Source organism: Arachidicoccus sp. BS20, assembly GCF_001659705.1.
Classification (GTDB): domain Bacteria; phylum Bacteroidota; class Bacteroidia; order Chitinophagales; family Chitinophagaceae; genus Arachidicoccus.
This window is the reverse complement of the sequence record NZ_CP015971.1, coordinates 3198543-3217587: the sequence shown is the minus strand read 5'-3', so window position 1 is coordinate 3217587 and position 19045 is coordinate 3198543. Positions and strand designations below refer to the sequence as shown.

General features: G+C 40.8%; 15 protein-coding genes. 6 read left to right on the top strand and 9 right to left on the bottom strand.

Annotated features, from left to right (window positions below):
• Positions 1 to 3 precede the first annotated feature (3 nt).
• Both A9P82_RS13945 and A9P82_RS13940 read right to left on the bottom strand, forming a co-directional pair.
• On the bottom strand, positions 4 to 909 hold the full coding sequence (locus A9P82_RS13945; RefSeq protein ID WP_066208832.1) for an NAD(P)/FAD-dependent oxidoreductase: 906 nt from the start codon (positions 907 to 909) through the stop codon (positions 4 to 6).
• Positions 910 to 914: 5 nt separating this feature from the next.
• Entirely contained in the window at positions 915 to 2120 is a 1206-nt protein-coding gene (locus A9P82_RS13940; protein ID WP_066208829.1) for a GTP-binding protein, read from the bottom strand.
• Between the two features lie 386 nt (positions 2121 to 2506).
• On the opposite strand from A9P82_RS13940, the gene A9P82_RS13935 reads away from it, so the two are divergent.
• A complete protein-coding gene (locus A9P82_RS13935; RefSeq protein WP_066209959.1) occupies positions 2507 to 5023 on the top strand; it encodes a TonB-dependent receptor in 2517 nt (838 codons plus the stop codon).
• A gap of 117 nt (positions 5024 to 5140) precedes the next feature.
• Here the strand turns inward: A9P82_RS13935 and argS are convergent, their stop codons facing one another.
• A complete protein-coding gene (gene argS / locus A9P82_RS13930; protein ID WP_066208827.1) occupies positions 5141 to 6925 on the bottom strand; it encodes an arginine--tRNA ligase in 1785 nt (594 codons plus the stop codon).
• 147 nt (positions 6926 to 7072) lie between these two features.
• On the opposite strand from argS, the gene A9P82_RS13925 reads away from it, so the two are divergent.
• From A9P82_RS13925 to A9P82_RS13915, 3 genes are all read left to right on the top strand, one after another.
• Positions 7073 to 7621: a hypothetical protein gene (locus tag A9P82_RS13925; protein WP_066208825.1), complete on the top strand. Its 549-nt coding sequence runs from the start codon at positions 7073 to 7075 to the stop codon at positions 7619 to 7621.
• An 87-nt stretch (positions 7622 to 7708) separates the two neighbouring features.
• Entirely contained in the window at positions 7709 to 7954 is a 246-nt protein-coding gene (locus A9P82_RS13920; RefSeq protein ID WP_066208823.1) for an addiction module protein, read from the top strand.
• Entirely contained in the window at positions 7954 to 8226 is a 273-nt protein-coding gene (locus A9P82_RS13915) for a type II toxin-antitoxin system RelE/ParE family toxin (RefSeq protein WP_066208820.1), read from the top strand. Before A9P82_RS13920 ends, A9P82_RS13915 begins: the two co-directional genes overlap by 1 nt.
• A gap of 93 nt (positions 8227 to 8319) precedes the next feature.
• Here the strand turns inward: A9P82_RS13915 and A9P82_RS13910 are convergent, their stop codons facing one another.
• The 4 genes from A9P82_RS13910 to A9P82_RS13895 form a co-directional block, all read right to left on the bottom strand.
• Positions 8320 to 9732: an efflux transporter outer membrane subunit gene (locus tag A9P82_RS13910; protein ID WP_066208818.1), complete on the bottom strand. Its 1413-nt coding sequence runs from the start codon at positions 9730 to 9732 to the stop codon at positions 8320 to 8322.
• Between the two features lie 262 nt (positions 9733 to 9994).
• Complete coding sequence (locus tag A9P82_RS13905; RefSeq protein ID WP_066208816.1) at positions 9995 to 13153, bottom strand: efflux RND transporter permease subunit; 3159 nt, start codon at positions 13151 to 13153, stop codon at positions 9995 to 9997.
• 176 nt (positions 13154 to 13329) lie between these two features.
• A complete protein-coding gene (locus A9P82_RS13900) occupies positions 13330 to 14520 on the bottom strand; it encodes an efflux RND transporter periplasmic adaptor subunit (RefSeq protein WP_066208814.1) in 1191 nt (396 codons plus the stop codon).
• A gap of 200 nt (positions 14521 to 14720) precedes the next feature.
• Positions 14721 to 15317, bottom strand: coding sequence for a TetR/AcrR family transcriptional regulator (locus A9P82_RS13895; protein ID WP_066208812.1), 597 nt, complete (start codon positions 15315 to 15317; stop codon positions 14721 to 14723).
• Between the two features lie 108 nt (positions 15318 to 15425).
• Between A9P82_RS13895 and A9P82_RS13890 the strand changes: the two genes are divergently transcribed.
• The gene (locus A9P82_RS13890; protein WP_066208811.1) at positions 15426 to 16307 is read left to right on the top strand and encodes a bifunctional 5,10-methylenetetrahydrofolate dehydrogenase/5,10-methenyltetrahydrofolate cyclohydrolase; all 882 of its coding nucleotides are present in this window, start codon (positions 15426 to 15428) and stop codon (positions 16305 to 16307) included.
• Positions 16308 to 16309: 2 nt separating this feature from the next.
• Complete coding sequence (locus A9P82_RS13885; protein WP_066208810.1) at positions 16310 to 16951, top strand: 7-carboxy-7-deazaguanine synthase QueE; 642 nt, start codon at positions 16310 to 16312, stop codon at positions 16949 to 16951.
• A 3-nt stretch (positions 16952 to 16954) separates the two neighbouring features.
• On the opposite strand, the gene A9P82_RS13880 is transcribed toward A9P82_RS13885, so the two are convergent.
• Both A9P82_RS13880 and A9P82_RS13875 read right to left on the bottom strand, forming a co-directional pair.
• The gene (locus A9P82_RS13880) at positions 16955 to 17857 is read right to left on the bottom strand and encodes an alkaline phosphatase family protein (protein WP_082915360.1); all 903 of its coding nucleotides are present in this window, start codon (positions 17855 to 17857) and stop codon (positions 16955 to 16957) included.
• Positions 17858 to 17941: 84 nt separating this feature from the next.
• Positions 17942 to 19036 carry a lysylphosphatidylglycerol synthase transmembrane domain-containing protein gene (locus A9P82_RS13875; RefSeq protein ID WP_066208809.1) on the bottom strand — a complete coding sequence of 365 codons (1095 nt, stop codon included), beginning with the start codon at positions 19034 to 19036 and terminating at the stop codon, positions 17942 to 17944.
• Between the last annotated feature and the right edge of the window lie 9 nt (positions 19037 to 19045).

Sequence of the window (19045 nt, the reverse complement as noted above, 5' to 3'; positions counted from 1 at the left end):
TTTTTACGAAAACTCTTCTTCCGTCATTATATTATTTATCATCGCTCCTGCAAAATTTCCTGCGGCTACAGCATTGGCTACGGAACGCATCGGGCTGGTATTGTCTCCACAGGCAAACACATTTTCTACGGTCGTTTTTTGGAACATATCTACTTTGATGTAACCTTGTTCATTAAGCTCGCAGCCCAGCATTTCGGGAATTTTACAATATTGTTCAAAGTCCGGTCGCGAATAAATTGCTTTGAGTTCAAAAGTTGTATGGTCTTTGAAGACGATTTGTTTCAAATAACCATTTTCGTGCTTGATTTCAGCTATTTCTTCTTCAATAATGGGAATATCGTGTCGGATAATTTTCTCGGTTTGCACTTGTGCCAAAGTTGATTTTCCGTTGGTAAAAATGGTCAAATCTTTTGTCAAGTTATGAATGAGTTGGGCATAATGAAATGCAAAATCGCCATTGGCAAGGATGCCTGTTTTTTCCTGTTTTGCTTCATAACCGTGGCAATATGGACAATGAATAACCGAAATTCCCCAACATTCTGCAAAGCCTTTGATACCGGGCATTTTATCTTTAACACCTGTGGCAAAAACGAGTTTTTTTGCTTTGTATGTTTCGCCTGATTGTGTAGTAATTTCAAAACCGAAATCGATTTTCTTTCCGCTAACGGCAAGGTCGTTTAAAAACATTACCGTGTCATATTTCAAAACCTGCGCTTTGGCTTTTTCTGCAATCAGGTTTGGTTTTTCTCCGTCCTGCGTAATGAAGTTGTGCGAATGCGGCGTTTGCCGGTTGCAAGGTTTTCCGCTGTCAATAATCAGGACTTTCCGCAGCGAACGCCCCAAAGCCATTGCTGCGGAAAGCCCTGCATAACTACCGCCAATGATGATTACGTCGAAATTTTTGTTCATTTTTTTCAGATATTTTCGGGAAACGGGTCATTCAATTTTACTTTCTTTTCAAACAAATATTCTTCATCTTCCTGCAACAAACATTTTTCCAAATCACGAGTAATTTTTTCCTTGTCCATATCCTGCCCGATAAAGACAATTTCATTCATCCTGTCGCCCCATTTTTTGCTCCATCTCGATTCGATGTATTTTTGATGATATACAAATGATGCGTATCTGGTACGTTCGCTGTAAGGCATACTGCACCACCAAACGCCCGCTCTTTCCACGCGCGAAGAACCGCCGGCTTGTGAAAAATTCAAAGCGTCATCGGGGCGAGAAGCCAGCCAGAACAAACCTTTGGCGCGGATGATATTTTGCGGATATTTTTCATCCAGATATTGCCAAAATCTTGCGGGATGAAATGGTCGCGGATTGCGAAACACAAAAGAAGCAATGCCGTATTCTTCCGTTTCGGGGGTGTGGTTTTCCGTCTGTAATTCTTTTTGCCAGCCAGCCGAAGTTTGCGCTTCGTCAAAATCGAAAAGCCCTGTATTTAAAATTTCATTGGGCGCTACTTTGCCAAATTGTGAAGTAATAATTTTCGCTCCCGGATTTAATTTGTGAATAGCTGCTTTTAGTAACCCGACAGTTTTTTCATCCACCAAATCGGTTTTGTTTAAAATAATCACGTTGGCAAATTCAATTTGGTCGGTCAGCAAATTCACAATCGTTCTGTAATCGCCTTCCATATCGGTAAGATTGCGGTCTTGCAGGAATTCATTCGTAGCGAAATCCTTGAAAAAGTTAAAACAATCCACCACCGTAACCATCGTATCGATATAGCTGAATTTGGAAAGGTCAATGCCGTTTTCTTCATCCACATACGAGAAAGTTTGTGCCACCGGAACCGGCTCGCTGATGCCGGTACTTTCAATCAACAAATAATCAAAACGTCCTTCTTTCGCCAGCTTTTCCACTTCAATCATCAGGTCTTCACGCAGCGTGCAGCAAATGCAACCGTTGCTCATTTCCACCAGCTTTTCTTCTGTGCGTGAAAGTGTGTTTTGGTCTTCCACAAGCTTGGCATCTACATTTACTTCGCTCATGTCGTTCACAATCACAGCAACTTTTAGACCTTCTTTATTATGCAAAATATGATTAAGCAAAGTTGTTTTTCCTGCGCCAAGAAATCCGCTCAATACCGTAACAGGCAATTTTTTCTGTATCATTTGAATAGTTTATTTTGAAACAACGTTGCAAATATAGTATTTTAAAACAAATGAAACAATGTTGCACAATTTAAAAATTGAAATTTTAAGAGAGCGCAGACTATTATCGCGATTATCTAAACTTTTTAAATTCACATCCTAATCCCGACAGGATTATATGTTTATAGCAGATTCCCGAATATAACTACTCAACATATTTTCTATTAACATTGAACCCTTCGGGTTCTTTTCTATCGTTCAAAAAATTAAAATTACCTTATCAGCAACGACAGCTTTTGAATTACAAGAAATTTATGATGAATCAATGCAACATTGTTGCAGTCGGTATGTACTTTTGCTGCTTCATTTGTGCAAAATCAATCATCCGTAAAACCGATAAATATTTTATGAAGTTCAAATTGTTTCTCTGTGCAACGCTGCTATTCATCAGCATTTCAGCGTTTTCTAAAAATACAAACGACATTATTTCTTCATTCAGCGGAACGGTTACGGACGAAACAACAAAGCAACCTTTGCCTCGTGCAACCATCACAATTCCCGACTTGCACATCGGCGCGGTTAGCGATTCTTCGGGAAAATTTACTATCAATAATATTCCTAAAGGCATTTATTTGTTACAAGTGAGTTATGAAGGCTATGCAACTTTTCTTCAGAAGATAGATTTTTCAAAAATTAATTATTTAGATATACAACTAAAAGAATCGGCATTGGAAAATGCAGATGTTGTAATCACAGGTGTAAGCAAGGCAACGGAAATTAAACGCGACCCTGTACCGATGGTTGCCGTGAGCAAATCGTATATCAACGAGAAAGCGGCATCTGGCAATGCGATTGATGTGATTGCCAATCTTCCGGGTATCAGCGCAGTTACAACGGGACCGAATATTTCCAAACCTTTTATTCATGGTTTGGGCTATAACAGAGTAGTAACTTCTGAAGACGGAATACGACAGGAAGGGCAACAATGGGGCGATGAACACGGCGTGGAAATTGACCAAAATTCGATTGACAGAGTGGAAATTATTAAAGGTCCTGCAAGCCTGAGTTTCGGTTCGGACGCGATTGGCGGTGTTGTAAATATGATTACGCCCGCGCCTGTTGCCGATGGAAAAATTCTTGGTTCGCTTACGGCAAATTATGGAACGAACAATGGATTAATCAACGGTTCATTTCGTTTGCAAGGCAATCATCACGGATTGGTTTGGGGAACAATTATTTCCGCCAAAGAAGCGAAAAATTATCAAAACCAACATGACGGTCGCGTGTATGCAACAGGCTTTAAAGAGAAAGATGCGCGCGCTATGATTGGCTTGAATAAATCATGGGGATATTCTTATTTAAACGCCTCTTTGTTCGACGATTTGCAAGATATTCCCGATGGCAGCCGCGATTCCGCTACGCGAAAATTTACGTATCAAATTAATGAAGCCGATACTTTCCGCCCGGTGGTTCCAAACTCCGTTTTAAATTCTTATGCGATTCCAACTTTGCATCAGCACGTGCAGTTATATCGCATTTATGACAACAGCAATATTCATTTAGGCAATGGAAATTTATTGTTCAATCTCGGTTATCAATATAGCCATCGCAGAGAATTTACGCATCCTGAAAACGCCGATATTCCGGGCTTGAATTTGGAATTAACCACATTGACTTACGACGTAAAATATGATTTTGATTTAGGCAAAGGTTATGAAACCACGTTCGGTGTAAACGGAATGTATCAGAATAATTCACTTGGTTATAGTACAGATTTCCCCATTCCTGCTTATCATCAGTTTGACATCGGTTCTTTCGCCGTTATGAAAAAAACGTATGACAAATTAGATGTTTCCGCAGGTGTTCGTTACGACCATCGTTCATTCAACGGAAAAGCAGCGTACATCGATACTTCGGGCGAATTTCCGACTTTGTATAAAGGTTCAAATCCTGCAACAACAGAGAACGTTGCGCAACAGTTTGCTGCGCTAAACAAATCGTTCAACGGCGTTACCGGAAGCGTTGGCGCAACGTATAATTTTTCCAACGCATTTTTAATAAAAGCCAATGTAGCCCGCGGTTTCCGCGCACCGAACATTGCAGAACTTTCAGCAAACGGTCCTGACCCGGGTTCGCAAATTTATCATGTAGGCAACTCAAATTTTAAGCCCGAATTTAATGTGCAGGAAGATTTAGGCATTGCGCTTACGTTGCCGAATGTTTCCGCAAATATTGAATTGTATAACAATAATCTGAGCAATTATATTTTCCAGCAACAGATTCTTGATGCCAACGGAAACGCCGAAAGAGTGGATGAAGACGGCACTTCCAATCCAAACGGGCAATACAGTAAATTTACGTATGTGCAAACCAAAGCAAGAATTTACGGCGGCGATTTTGACCTGGATATTCATCCCATTTCGTGGCTGCATTTTGAAAATAACCTGACATTAACTTACGGAAAAAATTCAGGCAACGGCGGCACAGTTCCCGACAGTTTAAAATACCTTCCATTCATTCCACCGTTGCATACGCACAGCGAATTGCGCGGAATGTTTGCCAAAGGTTTCGGCATTTTCAAGAACACTTATGCGTTTGTCGGCTTTGACCATTACAACGCGCAGGACAGATTTTTCGCGGCTTACGGAACGGAAACTTATACTGCAGGATATAATTTATTGAGCGCTGGAATCGGCGGAAATATTGTAAATAAACACGGCGATAAAATTCTGGAATTGTATATCGAAGGAACAAATTTGGCAAACAAAAATTATCAATCGAACATGAGCCGTTTAAAATATTTCGACAATGCGAATGTCCCTGACGGCGTGCAGCCGGGCATTTTCAACATGGGAAGAAATATCAGCTTTAAAGTGATTGTACCGTTTGATTTGTCAGCTCGTTCCAAGCAACGAATTTCGTAAGAAAATAGCTACAGATGCACAGATAAATTTATAATGTGCCTGTGGCTTTTTCAATATCTTTTTAAAACAGAATAGCTTTCTACACACAATTTCATCTGTGCATCTGTGGCTATCATTCTACATTCTTTCAGGCACATCAATACCCAATAAACTCATCGCTTTTTTAATGGTATTGCCTGCAAGCTGTGCCAATTGTACACGCAAAATTTTCTTCTCAAGGCTTTCAGCATTTGCAATGGAAAGGTCTGTATAAAACTGATTGAATGTTTTTGCAAGATTGAAAACATAAATCGCGAGCTTCGACGGGTCTTGCTCTGTCGCTGATTCGTTAATGGTTACCGGAAATTGTTCCAAATGTGTAATTACATCTTTTTCCTGCGGTAATAAATCGGTTGATTGGATACTCTGTTCCAATAATTTTTCTCCCGACACTTTGCGCAAAATGCTTTGAATACGCGCATAAGTGTATTGCACAAACGGTCCCGTAAAACCGTGAAAATCGATGCTTTCTTCGGGATTAAAAATCATTTTCTTTTTCGGATGCACACGCAACAAGAAAAATTTCAACGCGCCCAAACCCAATGTATGATAGAGTTTCAGCAATTCATCTTCCGAAAAATCTTTGACTTTGCCAAGCTCTTCGGTTTTTTGCTGCGCAATGTTCATCATCTCTTGTACAATATCATCTGCATCAACCACAGTTCCTTCGCGGCTTTTCATTTTTCCCGAAGGCAATTCCACCATTCCGTAACTTAAATGTTCAATTCCATCTGCCGAAGGCAAGCCCAATTTCTGGCAAATTAATTTCAACACTTTGAAATGATAATTCTGCTCATCTCCCACTACATAAATACTTTGGCTGATGCCAAATTCTTTTTGCTTTTGTTCCGCCAAACCAATGTCTTGCGTGATGTACACAGAAGTTCCATCTTTACGGCGAACGAGTTTTTCATCCAAGCCGTCGTTGGTCAAATCAATCCAAACGCTGCCGTCTTCTTTTTGATAAAAAACATTTTTGCGCAAGCCATCTTCTACCAAATCTTTGCCCAGCAAATACGTATTGCTTTCGTAATAAACTTTATCAAACTTAGTTCCAATCAGTTTGTATGTTTCGTCAAAACCTTCATAAACCCAACCATTCATTTTCTTCCACAACTCAATCACATCGGGCTTTCCGGCTTCCCAATCGAATAACATTTGCTGTGCAGCGCGCATAATCGGCGCTTCTTTTTCGGCTTCGTCTTCACCCTTTCCTTGCGCAACTAATTCTTTAATTTGTTGCTTATATTCATCGTTAAACTTCACATAATAATCGCCTACAAAATGATCGCCTTTTGTATTGGTCGACTGAGGCGTTGCACCATTCGCAAACATTTGCCAGGCAATCATGCTTTTGCAAATATGGATTCCTCTATCGTTCACAACGCAGGAACTAATAACTTCGTTACCATTCGCTTTGAGAATTTCTGCAATGCTGTAACCGAGAAAATTATTTCTTAAATGACCAAGATGCAAAGGCTTGTTGGTGTTGGGCGAAGAATACTCCACCATAATTTTTTCGTTGGTAGAAATTGCCTGACCGAAGCTTTTGTTCAGCGAATTTTCTTTTAAAAAATCAATCCAAAAACTATCTGAAATTGAAAGATTGAGAAAGCCTTTGATAACATTAAATTCTTTTATCAAATCATTATTTTTCTCAACAAGATAATTGCCCAATTCATTTCCCAATGCTTCGGGAGATTTCTTCAACTGCTTCACAAAACTGAAAAGCACCACCGTGTAATCGCCTGTAAATTCGGGCTTTGTGGCGTTGATTAAAATATCTTTTGCATCAATCGGGAATTGATATAAATCGTTAATCGCTGTTGCCGTAATGTTTTTTATTTGCGCTACAATGTTCATTCTGCTTGATTTCAACTCGCGCAAAAATAGACTGTTTGCGGGCGATTAACAAATTGCGCTCAATTGTGGCACGAAATTTATTTATCTTTATAAAACCAATTCGTTTTGGTTCTATAATTTTGTACTCAACAATTAAAATAATAACAAATGAAAAAAACACTTTTTGCTGCCGCAGTTTTATTATCAAGCGCATTTCTTTTTTCTGCCTGCTCTTCCACATCGCACATTGTTGGCGGCGTTCAGTTGAACGGAAATTACGTTGTAACCAATGTATCCGTTTCCGGAGTGGACACAGCGTCTTCAACACACAAAGAAACTTTTGATGATGCAGGCAATACATCGGCAACCATTCTCACAAAAGTAAAATTGGAAACTACCGTATTTGACGACGTAACGCCGAATTGCTTTATCGGCAGCACATGGAAATTGCCACACAATGGTATGGGAACTTATACGATTCAAAACAACGGCGATTGCTACGCAGGAACGAGAAACATTGTATGGTCTGTTCGCACCGACCAAAACGGACAAAAGATTTTCCAACTGAAAATACTGAACGGACAAAAAGCGAAGAAAGTAACCGAAGGTTATATACTGAGTATCGTAAATACTTCCCAAGACGGCTTCACGCTGGAATCGCCCGTAACCGTTGACGGTCAAACGGCTTATGTGTATTACGATTTTGCAAGACAATAAAAATGATTTTTATACATGAAAAGCATCACGTAAATTGTGTGATGCTTTTTTGTTTAAATTTGTATCAAATAAGATACACACACAACTATGACAACGACAGCAATCAGAAAACGTTTGACAGATTATCTGCAAACGGCTGACGATAAAAAAATAAAAGCCATTTACGCAATGGTTGAGGACGAAATAAATACTGCCGAAAATGATTGGGATGATGATTTTGTAAAAGAATTGGAACACAGAAGCAAAGCATTCGCAAGCGGAAAAACAAAAACATATTCTTGGGAAGAAGTGAAACAGGCAGCGAGAGAAAAAGCTAAACCCGTTGTCAGATAATGAGCTATCCTTTATTGTTCAATCAGCAAGCTAACGAAGAATATGCCGAAGCATATCTTTGGTATGAACTGAAACAAAAAGGATTGGGCGAACGCTTTATGCAATGCGCGGAAAAACGATTAAATCAAATAAGCGAAACACCCGAACGTTACAGCAAAAAATACAACCTGCGATTCAGAGAAGTGAAAGTTGAAGACTTTCCATACATGATAGTCCACGAATTTTCCTCGAAAAAAACTGATTCATATTGCCGCCATCATACACGGAAATAGAAACAACAAACGCAGATACAGAAGAATGAAATAAAAAAAGCCTCACACAAATTGCATGAGGCTTTTTTATTTATCAAAATATACAAAGGAAATTTACTGCCAACCACCGCCTAAACTTTTATACAAACTCACAGCTGCAATCAATTGCTGACAATGTGTTGAAGCCAAATTCAATTGCGCCTGTAACGAATTGTTTTGTGCGGTAATCACTTCAAGATAATTTGCCATTCCGCTTTTGTAAAGCATAGATGCGTTGTCCGTAGCGCGCGCTAAAGTTGCTACTTGCGACGATGCAATTTTTTCCTGCTCGCTCAACTTATTCAATTGCACCAACGAATTAGAAACATCCGTAACAGCGCCAACAACCGACTGACGAAATTTGATGACAGCTTGTTCTCTTTCAGTTTTGGCAACTTCATAATTTGTCTTCAAAGTTCGTTGTCCGAAAATCGGTTGTACCAATGAACCACTTACAATTCCGAATAATGAACTCGGAATATTAAACCAGTTACTTGCTTTCAAAGATTCCAATCCGCCGTTGGCAGTAATGTTTAAATTCGGGTACATATTTGCTTGCGCAATGCCTACTTTTTGATTGGCAATTTCAATATTCATTTCTGCCGAGCGCACGTCAGGACGATGGCTTACCACCGCCGCAGGAACGCCTGCATTCAACTGTTGCGGCAATTGAATATCCGACAATTGCGCTTGCCTTTCTATACTTTGCGGCAATTGTCCTGTTAATTGACTCAACGCATTTTCCTGCAACGAAATCTGTTCTTGTAATTGCGGAATTAATAATGCCGTTGTTTCTCTTTGCGCTTTCGTTTGTTCCACCGACAAAGCATTGGTTTCGCCTGCATCTTTCAGCAATTGTGTTTGCTGTAAAGTGCTGTCGGCTAAAGCAAGGCTCGCATTGGCAATACGTAATTGTTCATCCAGCATCAGGAGATTGTAATAACCATCTGCAATGTCCGCAATAAGCTGTGTTTGCACGGTTTTCTTCGCTTCATAAGTTTGTAAATATTGAAGCAAAGCCGCTTTCTTTTGGCTGCGCAATTTTCCCCAAATGTCCGCTTCCCAACTAAGGTTTAAACCAACAATATAATCTTCATAATGCTTGCTGCCGGTAAGGTCTGCAAAGCTTCCGTTCAAGCTGTTTTCGGATGGACGATTGTATTGTCCGCTCACAGTTCCGCTCAATGTCGGCAATTGCAAATTTTTCGCCTGCAACAATTGTTGTCTTGCAATTTCAATTCTGTTTACAGCAACCTGCAAATCGAAATTATAATCGATGCCTTTTTTAATCAAAGATTTCAGCGTAGCATCCGTGAAAAAATCTTCCCACGAAATGTTGGCAATACTTGCCGTGTCACTGTATGCAATGTCTTTATATTGCTGCGGCAAATTCAAACCGGGCTGTTGATAAGGCTTCGTTACATTGCACGAAAGCAGTGCTACGACAGTGATTGCAGATAAATAAAATTTGTTTTTTGAATGTTTCATGTATTTATTTTTTGAAACTGTTTACAATTATTTTTTAGAGATTCCTCATTCCGCTTCGCTCCATTCGGAATGACGGTGCAAGCGTTTCAATTGCTTTGCAAATCATCATTATAAATTAAAAAATGAAAGTCTGCATCGTCATTTCGACCGCAGGGAGAAATCTCAACAAAACTTATTTTATTAATTGTTGAACGAAACTTTTCATTATCCTCAAAATCTTTCGCACACAGTTTCGTCCAACAATAGTTTTAATCATGTTTTATTAATCGTGAATATCCACTTTCGTTATTCGTTTTGAATCTTTCTTTACCACCTTTTCCTGCAAGTATTGGAAAATCACAAACAACACAGGAATCACGAATATGCCCAATAATACGCCCGTCAACATTCCGCCGACAGCACCTGTTCCGATAGAACGATTACCCAGCGCCGAGGCGCCTGTTGCACGCATCAAAGGAATCAAACCAACGATGAACGCGAACGAAGTCATCAATATCGGGCGAAGCCTTAAACGCGATGCTTCCAAAGCCGCGGCAAACAAGGGCATTCCGCCGCGCCTGCGCTGTACGGCAAACTCCACAATCAGAATCGCGTTCTTCGCCAGCAGCCCGACGAGCATGATTAAACAAACCTGCACATAAATATTGTTGTCAATGCCAAACCAATTGATGAACAGCATTACACCAAACACTCCCAGCGGAATGGTCAAAACAATTGCTAACGGAAGAATATAACTTTCGTATTGCGCAGCCAGCAAGAAATAGACAAACACAAGACTCATGATAAAGATGATGGTCGTTTGCGAGCCTGCATTAATTTCTTCTCTCGTCATGCCCGTCCATTCGTAACCGTAAGATTTCGGTAATACCTGCGCCGCTGTTTCTTCAATAGCTTTAATGGCGTCGCCTGTACTATATCCGGGCTTCGGTGTACCGTTGATGGTTACTGCATTGTAAAGGTTATTTCTCGTAACCGTTTCCGGTCCGTACACGCGCTTGAACGAAACAAGCGCATTTGCCGGAACCATTTGTCCTTGTGCATTTTTCACATAAATATTATCCAGCGATTGAGTATTCATACGATACGCGGCATCGGCTTGTACCATTACACGATAATATTTTCCGAAGCGATTAAAATCATCTACAAAAGTGCTTCCGTAATAAGTCTGTAATGTTTGCAACAAATCGCTGACGTGTACGCCAAGTTGCATGGACTTTTCATTATCAATCTCCAGCATATACTGCGGATTACCTGCGGAATATGTAGTAAATGCAGCAGCAATTTCTTTGCGTTGCATCAATGCACCAATGAACGCATGTGCAGTCGTATCAAGCTTTCCGAGCGAACCGTTGCCTCTGTCCTGCAACATAAATTCAAAGCCACTTACATTACCAAATCCTTGAATCGTCGGGAATGTAAAGAAGAACGCACTTCCGCCTTTTACCTGCTGCGCCACCTGCATCGTCATGTATCCTGCAATCTGGTCAAAGCTTTTCATCGCGCCGCGTTCTTCCTGCGGTTTCATACGTATAAAGCCCGCACCAAAAGGCGCTGCATTTGCGTTGGAAATAAAGTTCAATCCATCTATCTGGTAATGATGCTGCGTGAAAGACTGTTGCTTTGCAATGCCTTCAATGCTTTTCATTACTTTATTCGTTCTGTCCAAAGAGCTTCCGGGTGGCGTATTTACCGCATACAACAAGAAGTTTTGGTCTTCCGTAGGAATAAAACCGGTAGGCGTTCTTTTTATCATAAAGAACGTAACCACAGCAACCAATGCTAAACCTGAAATGGCAACCCATTTCCGCTTAACTAAAAACTTAATTGCTTGCAGATATTTGTCGGTCAAAGTTTTAAATCCCACGTTAAATGCCGCGAAAAATCTACCCAAAAATCCTTTGCGCTTTTCGCCGTGTTCTTCGGTATGCGGGTTTTTCAAAATCAATGCACATAACGCAGGACTAAGCGTAAGCGCGTTCACGGCAGAAATCAAAATAGCTATTGCCAGTGTAAACGCGAACTGTCTGTAAAACACGCCTGCAGGACCTTTCATAAAACCAACGGGAATAAACACCGCAGCCATGACCAATGTGATAGAAATAATCGCGCCCGAAATTTCGCTCATCGAATGTTCCGTTGCTCTGCGCGCAGGCAAACCCGTTTGTTCCATTTTCGCATGTACGGCTTCGACCACCACAATCGCATCGTCTACCACAATACCGATGGCAAGAACCAATGCAAACAAGGTCAATAAATTGATACTGAAACCAAAGAGTTGCATGAAGAAAAATGTACCCACAATAGCTACGGGTACTGCAATTGCGGGAATTAACGTTGAACGGAAATCCTGCAAGAAAATAAACACCACGATGAATACCAATATGAACGCTTCCACTAATGTGTGCAACACCTGATGAATGGAAGAATCCAAAAACTCTTTGGCATTGAACATAATGGTTGATTTCAAACCTTTGGGCAGCCTTTTATTAAATTCGTCCAATTGTTTTTGCGCTGCTGTAAGAATGTCGTTCGCGTTAGAACCTGCCGTTTGATAAATTGCCAAACCGGAAGTAGGGTTGCCGTCTAACCTGCTATTGGCGGAATAAGTATAAGAACCCAATTCAACGCTTGCAACATCTTTGAGTTTGATTACAGAACCATCCGTATTCGCTTTGATGATGATGTTATCATAGTCTTCAGGCTTGTTCAGTTTGCCTTTATATTTCAACACATATTCAAATACCTCTTTGCTTTGCTGTCCCAATCTTCCCGGTGCAGCTTCCAGGCTTTGGTCTTTAATTGCATTGCTTACATCCTGCGGCGAAAGCCCGTAAGCATTGAGCCTGTCTGGCTTCAGCCAGATACGCATGGAATAATCCCTGTTGCCGAAGGGTTGCGCCTGTCCCACACCCGGAATACGCTGCAACTGCGGAATCAAATTTATCTTGATATAGTTTTGAATAAAAGCTTCATCATAGCTTGTATCTGAACTCGACACGGCAATAAACATGATGATACTGTTCTGTACTTTCTGTGTGGAAACGCCCGCCTGAACTACTTCCTGTGGTAACTGGCTTAAGGCTTTCGACACCCTGTTCTGAACATTTACCGCATCAATATCGGGGTCTGTTCCCTGTTTAAAATATACATTCAAAGTCATGCTTCCGTCGTTGCTTGAATTGGAAGTCATGTACGTCATGTTTTCCACGCCGTTTACCGCTTCTTCAATCGGGTCGGCGACGGAGCGCGCCACAGTTTCGGCATTCGCACCGGGATAAGTGGTCGTAACCTGCACGGTCGGCGGCGCAATATCAGGAAACTGCGAAACGGGCAATGTGGTTAAAGAAATCAGCCCCAATATCAACAATATTGCCGAAACGACTGTCGATAATACCGGGCGCTGAATGAATTTTTTTAGCATAAAAAATATCTTTTTATTTAGATAAATGATTTTTTCACGCAACGCGACAACGAAAACCGCGAACGCAACGCACTATTTATTTTGTTACGTGAAATGATGTTCAATAATATATTCGATAGCAATAAAACATTAACGTAGCGAGCTTTGCTCTCTTTGTTTCGTTGCGTAAAACTCAACTACTCCAGCGGCGATACTTTCAACAAACTGTCCAAAGTAATCGGCTGCGGCTGAATGGCTGCGCCGTCTGCGAGCCTGTCGAAACCTGCATATACGATTTTGTCGTTTGCTTTTACGCCATTGTTTACGACATAATAAGTGCCTGCACTTTGTGCAATGTTGATTTGCCTGCTCGCAACTTTGTTGCTGTCGCCCACAACAAAAACAAAAGTTTTGTTCTGCACTTCAAACGTCGCTTCCTGCGGAACGACTGTTCCGTTTATCGCCTGGTCAGGAACGCGGATTCTACCTGTGTTGCCCGAACGCAACAAACCGTTTGCATTAGGAAATGTTGCACGGAAACTGATAGCGCCGATGTTTTTATCAAACTGTCCTTCCACGATTTCCACTTTTCCTTTTTCGGGATAAAGAGAATCATTTGCCAACACAAGCGATACCGGCGGAATGTGTGATACTTTTTCTTCCATAGTTTTTCCCTGAACCGATGAAGTGAAATGCAGGAAATCTGTTTCACTCATGGAGAAATAAACATACATCTGCTTTGTTTGCGAAAGCACCGTCAATGCTTCGGGCGAAGTTGTACCCACGAGGCTTCCCGTTTTATAAGGAATGCGACCAATGTAACCGTCGGCAGGCGCGTCAATCGTGGTAAAACCAACATTGATGCTTGCAGAAGATTCAGCCGCCTGCGCTTGTGCAACATTAGCTTTTGCCTGTTCATACTGCGCCTGTGCAGTCTGCAGTTGCACATCGGATACCACATTGTTTTTTACCAAAGGCAACAATTTGTCCACGTTGATTTTTGCGTTTTGCAAAGCCGCTTTTGCAGCCAGTAAAGTCGCGTGTGCGCTGTTCTTTTGCTCGTTGTAAGGTCTGCTATCAATTCTAAAAAGCGTTTGACCTTTGTGAACATAAGCACCTTCATCCACATAAATCTTCGTCAATATCCCTTCGACCTGCGGACGAATTTCTATGTCTTTGCTGCCTTCTACCGAAGCGGTAAATTCTTTGTAAGTATTTACATTCAAATTTTGCAAAGCCAATACAGGCAATGCAGGCGGCGGCGGTGCGGCAGCAGCCTGATTTGCAGCCGAAGATGAACCGCAGCCGGACAAAGCAATGAGCGAAAACGCAATCAATCCGAATAAGTATCCATACTTATACTTTTGAATAACTCCTTTTTGTGTCATCTGTTTTTATTTTTTGTTTTTGATTTGATTAGAAATATAACTATGTTAGTATTTATAACATTGTTAGATAATGAAGAAAAAAACTCTTTTAAATATTATTACACAGCCTTTTTATGGCTTTAATTTTTTCTTTGAATAATGTTTTAGACTTAACATCGTTAGTATTTATAACAACATTAATGAGTAAAGAAAAAAATTTACTAAACGTTTTTAATATAAGCTGCTACCGTATCTTCCATTACTTTCTTGTTAAATGTTGCATCTATGTCCGAGTCACGCATCAGCATAATGGAAATTAAGCCGTGCAGTACAGACCAAAACGAATATGTTTTAAAGCAAAGCTCGCTCATATCGGACTTGTTTTCACGCATAATCTTTTCAATGGCTTCCGCAACAAAATCGCGGAAATCATTAACTTCGGGCTTCATTTTTCCAGCGCCACAACATGGCACGCCAAGCCCATACATCAACTGATAATACTCTTTATTTTTAAAAGCAAAATTCCAGTAAGTATCTGCATAAGCTTTCAACTGCTCTTTAGGGTCGGAATATTTTTTCTCTGCTTTCGCCAACAGCTTGTGCAATTGCCCGAACGCATCGAGCGACAACTCGTATAAAATAGCTTCTTTATTCTCGAAATGCCCGTAAATGACGGGCGCACTGTACTCAATTGCATCCGCAATTTTGCGCATGGAAAGCGCCTGCCAGCCTTCTTCTTTTACGATTTGGCGGGCTACATCCAATATATTGGACTTCACATTTTCCTTATGTCTTATTTTACGCTCCGTGATACCCATCACACAAAATTTTTTCTAACACCGTTAGCAAAATTAAGACCGTTTTCTATTCCGGCAAAAAAAATTTATTTAGAACCGATTATCAGTTAATCAAATTATCTTTGCGCCATGCAATTATTAGACGGAAAAATCGCTTCAAAAGCGGTAAAAGAACAACTGAAACAGCAGGTCGAAACCTTAGTAAACAAAGGCAAACGCGCGCCGCATCTCGCGGCAATTCTCGTGGGAACAAACGGCGCAAGCGAAACCTATGTCGCCAGCAAAGTGAAGAACTGTGCAGAAATCGGCTTTCAATCTACCTTAATTCGTCTGGATGAAAATGTGGACGAACAGACTTTGCTCGACGAAATCATCAAACTGAATAATGATGAAAATATCGACGGCATTTTGGTACAACTTCCTTTGCCCAAGCACATTAGCGAGCAAAAAATAATTGCAACCATTGATGCCGCGAAAGACGTAGATGGTTTTCATCCCATCAGCGCAGGAAATTTAATGCTCGGCATTCCGTCGTTCATTCCCGCAACGCCTTACGGCATCATGCTGATGCTGGAACATTATAATATTGAAACGAAAGGCAAGCACGCCGTTGTGATTGGTCGCAGCAATATCGTTGGCAGACCGATGAGCATTTTGTTAAGCACAAACAATCCTTACGGCAATTGCACGGTTACACTTTGTCATTCGCACACACATAACTTGAAAGAGCTTTGCTTGCAGGCAGACATTATTGTTGCCGCATTGGGTAAGCCGGAATTTTTAAAAGCCGATATGGTTAAAGACGGAGCAATTATTATAGACGTTGGCATTACGCGCGTGGAAGATGCAACAAAAAAATCGGGTTACAGCATCAAAGGCGACGTCGCGTTTGATGAAGTTGCAGAGAAAGCATCTTTCATTACGCCTGTTCCCGGCGGCGTGGGGTTGATGACGATTGCGGGATTGTTGAAGAATACGATGCGGGCGTACGAATTACGTGAGGTAAAATAGAAATGGAAATCATAAATCAAACATCGCAAATCAAACATACACTTCCCGTGATGGAAGCATTTTACACCATTCAGGGCGAAGGATTTTATCAGGGTCGCGCGGCGTATTTTATTCGTCTTGGCGGCTGCGATGTGGGCTGCGTTTGGTGCGATGTAAAAGAAAGCTGGGATGCTAATCTTCATCCTCAGCAAACTGTAACAAAAATTGTTACAGATGCTTTGCAGGAAACCAATAAGGCAAAAAATGTAATCGCCGTCATCACAGGCGGAGAACCTTTAATGTATAATTTGGATGAACTGACGAATGCTTTGCAGGAAGTAGGTTTTCAAACTAATATTGAAACTTCCGGCGCCTATTCGTTAAGCGGAAACCTTGACTGGATTTGCCTTTCGCCCAAAAAATTTAAAGCGCCTTTGCCGGAAGTTATAGCTAAAGCCAATGAATTAAAAATCATTATCTACAACAAATCCGACTTTGCCTGGGCGGAAAAATATGCCGCGCAAACAAAGCCGGATTGCAAACTATATCTTCAACCTGAATGGTCGAAAGAAAAAGAAATGTTGCCTTTAATTGTAGATTATATCAAGCAAAACCCGAAGTGGGAATTGAGCTTGCAGATTCATAAATATATCAACGTTCCGTAATTTTTATTTCCACACATCTGTAATTTCGTGTGCAGAAGTATCCTGCACGCAAGGCGGCAAACCGTACATTTTTTCAAGAGTACGCAACACATCAAAGTGATTAATATGTTCGGCATATTCTCCGGGTTTTACCTGCGGTCCGACAATGAATGTAGGAATACGATTAGTCGCCGTCATATCGTCTTCATCAAAAGTAAGAATGAACATACTGTTATGCGTTTTAGCCCATTCGATATATGCGCTTAGGTTTTCTTTCAGCCAGTCGTCGCCACGCTTGATGGCAGCCGAATCGCCCGGTTTGCCAATGTTGTGCATATCGTGGTCCATATCGGGAATTACGAAAGCAACATCCGGAAGTTGATTAAAATCTTTGGGGAAAGCAGTCATTGGCAGACTTAAAGAATCGGGGAAATTATTTTCTCCGTTGCCTTGCCAGTTTATCCACGGACAATGCTTGCGACCATAGACAGTGCCATGCGTAAGCGCGCTTACACTGTCGCGGCAAATCTTACTGCCTACCGAAGGTAAACCTTGCGCGTAACCTTTAAACGTAAATCCTTTGGCAATAAGGGAAGCACCTAAATTCTTAGTTGTATAAGGCGTAACCGAATCGAGGCAACGGTCGTCGGTTACATCTTGTACACTGCCCGAAAAAAATGCGAGATAGTTAGGCTGGCTCGGATGTATAACACCATGAGAATCGGTAAACAGTGCAGCTTCCTTACTCAACGAAGTAATATACGGCGCATTGGGCGAACCGATAATTTCATCGTACTTATGATTTTCATCAATCACGATAATCAAATGTTTTGGTCGCGGAATGGTAGCCGTTGTTTTCGATTTGCAGGAAAACAAAAAGCTAAACATAGCTGCTGCCAATAAAAAGGAAAGATTTGTTTTTCTCATCGCCTGATATTTTTTTTCAACGACGAAAATAACTTTTGATGCTTAGTCAAAATGTTATGTCATTGTTAATAGCATTTTAACTTTTTATACATTACCTCTTGTTCCCGCTTGTCTTCTCAATCTTCCGATAACAACAAATGCGCCTACCATGGCAGGAAAAAACAAGATGAACGACCTTTGCAAAACCGTGAACAACGGAAGCATTGCAGCAGGAATTATTTTCTTATAAAATACTGCGATACCCAACTCCGCAAACCCGCTACCGCCGGGCGTTGGCGCAAAATAAATCATAAACTGAATGAGTATTTGCACACAAATAACGTGTATCAAATTTGCATGAATTCCCAATCCTAAAAGTATCACATACTGCGTACAATATTTATTCAGATAAAGCGCAATTGATATTAATATTGCCAACGGAAATAACAACGGATTTTCTTTCAGCAATGTATGGCAAACTGCCTGATACTTTTGAATATTTCGGAAAGATTTTGCTCCCCAACTTTCTAATTTCTTTTTTCTTTTCGAAAATAAATGCGCCAATAAAGCTGCAATTTTTTGTATCAAATTTCCAATCAAAACAGGTTTCCAAAAAGCGAGCAGAAATACCAGTAAGAACAAAGTGAAAAATGTAAACCCGTATTTCAACAGATAGCTGATAACATCCGCTTCAATCTGATGATGTATTGTAAGCAATGCAAACAGCGCAGCAAGCGGCATATAAATAAGTGTAGCACCCATATTGATTAGTGCAACAGCAAACGCATCGATAAACTTAACGCCGTTGCTCATATAAATATACAATTGTGCCGGACCGGCACCGCCATGCGCGGGCGTAATGGCACCCATAAACATATTCGCCGCATTGGCTTTGAAACTTACCCACGAAGAAATTGTCGGATTGAGCTTTCGTATAAAAATATGATTGCGCCAGCCGCCGAGCAGCAAATCGATAAAAACCATCAGCAAGCCAAGCAACAAATATTTTAACTTGAACTTTTCAAGCGCTTTCAGTGTGCTACCTGCATTATTATACAAAAACAAAAAAGTTAATACTGAAATCGTAATCAGTGCAAACCACAAAACACCTTTGACGATGGCATTCTTTTGAAAATATTTCAAAAAACCGCTTTCTTTTTCTGCTTGTAATTCAAGCGTAGTTGCATTATTTTCTTGCATAAAAGATTG